This is a genomic window from Oleiphilus sp. HI0067 (assembly GCF_001635735.1).
On record NZ_LWFI01001712.1, the window covers coordinates 1 to 594 of the forward strand.

Below are 594 nucleotides of genomic sequence, written 5' to 3' on the forward strand. Positions count from 1 at the left end.
TTGCTGCGAATGGTATTCACCCATTCCATCATTTGCGCATCAAACTGAGCATCGCGACCTAAGGCGTAAAAGACCTTGTCTCGGCCTTCAATAAGCCCCGGCAAAATATCGTCGATATCACTGATCGGAAATGCATCGTCCACACCAAGCTCTTCCAACGCACGATCTGGCCCAAGAATTTTGCCATCCCACATTTCCTTTGTTGGATCTCTTTCACGGCAGAACAACACAGCTTCACCATGTTCTCGCCCGGGAATAAGAGCTAGCACAGCATCAGGTTCATTAAACCCAGTGAGGTAATAGAAATCACTATCTTGTCGAAACGGAAATTCTGCGTCATTGTTTCGAGTTAACAGCTTGGCTGAGGGCAATATCGCAATCGCGTTATCGCCCATGTGTTCGGCGAGCGCATTGCGGCGCTCGGCATATTCTGAAATAGGAATACTCATGAAGGCTCCTAATTACTAGTGCAAAGTCGGAGATGGTTCGTTTGTTTCTAGTGTGTCTGCTGGCGGTTCAGGCTCATTGAACTCAGCATATAAATTCAATACCCCGATACGGACGTATTCACACACCTCAAAAAAATCACGCTCG

At 47.1% G+C, this 594-nt stretch carries 1 protein-coding gene; it reads right to left on the bottom strand.

Going from position 1 to position 594, the window contains the following annotated elements; all coding sequences use genetic code 11:
• A partial coding sequence (locus A3739_RS27240) for an aminopeptidase P N-terminal domain-containing protein (protein ID WP_197472633.1) occupies positions 1–449 on the bottom strand: 449 nt, incomplete at its 3' end.
• Positions 450–594 lie beyond the last annotated feature (145 nt).